This window comes from Deltaproteobacteria bacterium (assembly GCA_020848745.1).
Taxonomy (GTDB): domain Bacteria; phylum Desulfobacterota; class Binatia; order UTPRO1; family UTPRO1; genus UTPRO1.
In genome coordinates, this window is the sequence record JADLHM010000082.1 from 1 (window position 1) to 4,300 (window position 4,300).

Below are 4,300 nucleotides of genomic sequence, written 5' to 3' on the forward strand. Positions count from 1 at the left end.
CGCAGACCCGGTCGTCGATGCGGAGCAGGTTGCGCTCGTCGAGGAGGTGGACGACCATGGCCGTCACCGCCTTGGTCGCCGACATCATCCCGAAGGGCGTGTCCGGGGTCGCGAGCACCTTCGGTCCCTCCGGCCGGTCGTACGGGCCGTTGCCGTGCGCGTGGCCGAGCGCGCGATCGAGGAGCACCTCGCCGCGATGGCGCACGCAGAGGGCGAGCGCGGGGTGGATGCCGCTCCGGTAGATCTCCTCCGCCGCCTCCCAGATGCGATCGACGGCGGCCGGGTCGACGCCCACGTCGCGCGGGGGCGTCTCGACGTTCGGCCGGATCGTGGTGACCGAGGTGAGCGAGGACGGAACACGACAACGGGTGACGATGCGGCACGACACGCGCGTGATCGTAGCCTGGAACGGCCCGGCGCGCAGGAGTGAATCGTGCCCGCCGCGTCGGGTCCCCGCGGCACCGGCGCACCGGGCCGGCCACGAAGACGGATCGGCTTCGTCCCACGCCGCCTCCCATCGAACTGACCCACTATCCGGACGCGCGCCGCGGTTGCCTCTCGAATTAGAACCTGTTCTACTTCCGTCGCTTCGATCGTCGGCCCGATGCGCGCGAGGTCGCCGGTGGCTCCCCTCCCGCGCGGAACGCATTCCTCGGAGGTCTCACGCATGCGCCTCGGCTTGATGGTCGGCTACTGGATGCCCGATCCCTGGGACCCGACGGAGCTCGTGTGCGAAGCCGAACGGCTCGGATACGATTCCGCGTGGACGGCGGAGGCCTACGGCTCGGACGTCTTCTCACCGCTGTGCTGGATCGGCGCCAAGACGAGCAAGATCAAGCTCGGAACCGGCATCATGCAAATGGCCGCGCGGACGCCCGCCTGCGTGGCGATGACCGCGACGACCATCGACCACCTCACGAACGGGCGCCTGATCCTCGGGGTCGGCGTGTCCGGACCGCAGGTCGTCGAAGGATGGTACGGGCAGCCGTTCCCCAAGCCCATGGGACGCACGCGCGAGTTCTTCGATCTCGTGCGCACGATGATCCGGCGCGAAGGGCCGGTCACGTTCCACGGTGAGCACTACCAGCTGCCGATCAGCGGCGGCGCCCAACTCGGCAAGCCGCTCAAGCTCATTACTCACCCGCGACGCGCAGAGATCCCGATGTATCTCGGCGCCGAGGGCCCGCAGAACGTCAAGATGGCGACCGAGATCGCCGACGGCTGGCTGCCGCTGTTCTACTCGCCGTTCCGCCCGGACATCTACAAGGAATCGCTGCGGAGCCTGAAGCCGGGATTCGACATCGCATGTCCCGTCACGGTCGTGATCGGCGACGACCTCGAATCGTGCCTGATCCCGGTCAAGTGGGCGCTCGCCTTCTACATCGGCGGCATGGGCGCAGCATCGAAGAACTTCCATCTCAACCTCATCGGGCGGCTCGGCTTCGAGGCGGAAGCACGGACCGTCCAGAAGCTGTTCCTCGAGGGCAAGCGGACCGAAGCGGTGGCCGCGGTGCCCGACAAGCTCGCCGACGAGATCTCGCTCGCGGGACCGCCGGCGCGTGTGAAGGACCGCCTGCAGGCGTGGCGCGAGAGCCCCGTCACCACCATCCTCGCCGGCACCCGCGACGCCGGCACGCTGCGCCTGCTCGCCGAGGCGGCCCTCTGACCTCCCCGCACGAAAGGATCCTCCGTCATGAGTGAGCTCGGATTCTGGAACCTCGCGACCGCCCACCCCGAGCACGTCGCGCTGGTCACGCCGGACGGCGTCCGCATCACGGCGGGCGACCTGCTCGCGCGCTCGAATCAGCTCGTTCACGGCCTCCGCTGGCTCGGCCTCGCGCAGGGCGACGTCGTCGCCACGCTGCTCCCGAACGATGCGCCGATGATCGAGCTCTACCTCGCGGCGACGCAGGCGGGCCTCTACCTCGTGCCGATCAACCACCACCTCGCCGGGCCCGAGATCGCCTACATCCTCGCCGACTCCGGCGCCAAGGCGTTCGTCGCCGACGCACGCTTCGCGGCGATCGCGAAGGCCGGCGCGGACGAGGCGAAGCTCGCCGGGTCGAGCTGCTTCGCCATCGGCGCGATCCCGGGATTCCGGCCCTACGCCGCGCTCACCGAAGGCACGCCGACGAGCGCGCCCGCCGACCGCGCGGCGGGTCAGGTCATGAACTACACCTCGGGCACGACGGGCCGGCCCAAAGGGGTCCGGCGCGCCCTGATGCCCTTCGATCCCGACACGGTCGGCTCGATGTTCGCGATGTTCCTCGCCATGTTCGGCATCACGCCGCGCGGGAACGGCGTGCACCTCATCGGATCGCCGCTCTACCACACCGCGGTGCTGGTCTTCGCCGGCTGCTCGCTGCACTACGGCCACACCCTGTCGGTCATGGACAAGTGGACGCCGGAGGGCGCGCTCGAGGTGATCGAGCGCGATCGGGTCACCACCACGCACATGGTGCCGACCCAGTTCCACCGCCTCCTGGCGCTCCCCGAAGACGTGAAGGCGGCCTACGACGTCTCCTCCCTGCGCCACGTCGTGCACGCGGCCGCGCCCTGCCCCGTCGACGTGAAGCGCCGGATGCTCGCGTGGTGGGGCTCGACGATCTACGAATACTACGCCGCGAGCGAAGGCGGCGGGACGCTCGTCACGCCGCAGGAGTGGCTCGAGCGGCCCGGCACCGTCGGCAAGGCCTGGGCGGGCTCCGAGGTCCGCATCCTCGACGACGAGGGCGCGGACCTCGCGACGGGAACTCCGGGCACGGTCTTCATGAAGCTCGGCGTGCAGGACTTCGAGTATCACGGCGACCAGAAGAAGACCCACGCCAACCGGCGCGACGGCTTCTTCACGGTCGGCGACGTCGGCTACCTCGACGACGCCGGTTACCTGTTCCTGTGCGATCGGAAGATCGACATGATCATCTCGGGGGGCGCCAACATCTATCCGAGCGAGATCGAGGCGTGCCTGCTCGCCCACCCCAAGGTCGGCGACGCGGCCGTCTTCGGGATCCCCGACGAGGACTGGGGCGAGAGCGTGAAGGCCGTGATCGAGCCCGCGGCCGGCATCGAGCCCGGCCGGGCGCTCGCCGACGAGCTCACCACCTTCTGTCTCGAGCGCATCGCGAAGTTCAAGGTTCCGAAGTCGATCGATTTCATGCCCGAGCTCCCCCGCGATCCGAACGGGAAGCTCTACAAGCGCAAGCTCCGCGATCCCTACTGGGTGGGGCGCGAACGTGCGATCTGATCCGCTCCCCGCCACGTGAACATCGGACTCAACCTCCCCGTGATGGCGCCCGGGCTCGACCGCGCGCTCCTCTACGCATGGTGTCGCGGCATCGACGAGGGGCCGTTCTCGAGCCTCGCCGTCGGGGAGCGCATCAACTTTCCGAACCCGGAGATGACGGTCGCGATCTCCGCCGCGGCGGCGTGGACCACGCGCGTCCCGCTCTTCTACAACGTCATGGTCCTGCCGATGCACCCGGAGGCGCGGGCCGCGAAGCAGATCGCGACGCTCGACGTGCTCTCGAACGGCCGGGTCGTGCTGGGCGTGGGCGTCGGCGGGCGCGAGGACGACTACGCCGCGGTCGGCGCGCCCTGGCCGGGTCGTCTCGCCCGCCTGGAGCGGCAGGTCGGCGAGCTGCGGCGACTCTGGGCGGGAGGGCTCGCACCCGGAGCGCGCGACCCGATCGAACCGAAACCCGTCCAGCCCGGCGGCCCGAGGATCCTCGTGGGCGCCCTCTTCCCGCGCGCCATCACGCGCGCCGCGCACTTCGCCGACGGCATCCTCGGCTTTTCCTTCACGCTCGCGCGCGAGGAGCTCGAGTACGCCTTCGGGGGAGCGCGCGCGGCCTGGACGGCCGCCGGCCGCACCGAGCCGCCGCGCCTGGTGACGGGCTGCTGGTTCGCGCTCGGTCCCGCGGGACGCCGCCAGATGGACGAATACCTCGGCCGGTACCTCCGCTTTCTCGGACCGAGCGCCGCGAGCCTGATTCCGCTCGTGCCGACGGTCGACGCGTCGGGGCTCCGCGACGCCGTCACCCGCGCGCGGGACGCGGGCGCGGACGAGATCATCCTCGCGCCGACCACGCTCGATCCCGACGAGATCAAGCGCGTCGAGGATCTGCTCTTCTGAGTGCACCGATACCGCAACGGAGGCATCATGGCGTCGACGGTTGAAGTTGCGGCGTCCGACGTGCGCGACGCGCACGCGGTACGCCGCTGGGATCGCGAGGCCGACGTCGTCGTCGTCGGCCTCGGCTGCGCGGGGGCGTGCGCCGCGATCGAGTCCGCGGAGGCCGGC

The 4,300-nt window shown here is 70.3% G+C and carries 5 protein-coding genes; 4 read left to right on the top strand and 1 reads right to left on the bottom strand.

The window, feature by feature from the left end:
* On the bottom strand, positions 1-649 hold a 649-nt coding region (locus IT293_12375; protein MCC6765447.1), incomplete at its 3' end, for a serine hydrolase.
* 18 nt (positions 650-667) lie between these two features.
* On the opposite strand from IT293_12375, the gene IT293_12380 reads away from it, so the two are divergent.
* The 4 genes from IT293_12380 to IT293_12395 form a co-directional block, all read left to right on the top strand.
* Positions 668-1,666, top strand: a complete 999-nt coding sequence (locus IT293_12380; protein ID MCC6765448.1) for an LLM class F420-dependent oxidoreductase — start codon at positions 668-670, stop codon at positions 1,664-1,666.
* A 27-nt stretch (positions 1,667-1,693) separates the two neighbouring features.
* Positions 1,694-3,244 carry an acyl-CoA synthetase gene (locus IT293_12385; protein ID MCC6765449.1) on the top strand — a complete coding sequence of 517 codons (1,551 nt, stop codon included), beginning with the start codon at positions 1,694-1,696 and terminating at the stop codon, positions 3,242-3,244.
* A 15-nt stretch (positions 3,245-3,259) separates the two neighbouring features.
* Entirely contained in the window at positions 3,260-4,132 is an 873-nt protein-coding gene (locus tag IT293_12390) for an LLM class flavin-dependent oxidoreductase (GenBank protein MCC6765450.1), read from the top strand.
* A 27-nt stretch (positions 4,133-4,159) separates the two neighbouring features.
* On the top strand, positions 4,160-4,300 hold a 141-nt coding region (locus tag IT293_12395), incomplete at its 3' end, for a hypothetical protein (GenBank protein MCC6765451.1).

Bases quoted from the DNA above. Each gene is read 5' to 3' on its own strand.
- IT293_12380 (MCC6765448.1), top strand. From the start codon at position 668: ATGCGCCTCGGCTTGATGGTCGGCTACTGGATGCCCGATCCCTGGGAC.
- IT293_12385 (MCC6765449.1), top strand. From the start codon at position 1,694: ATGAGTGAGCTCGGATTCTGGAACCTCGCGACCGCCCACCCCGAGCAC.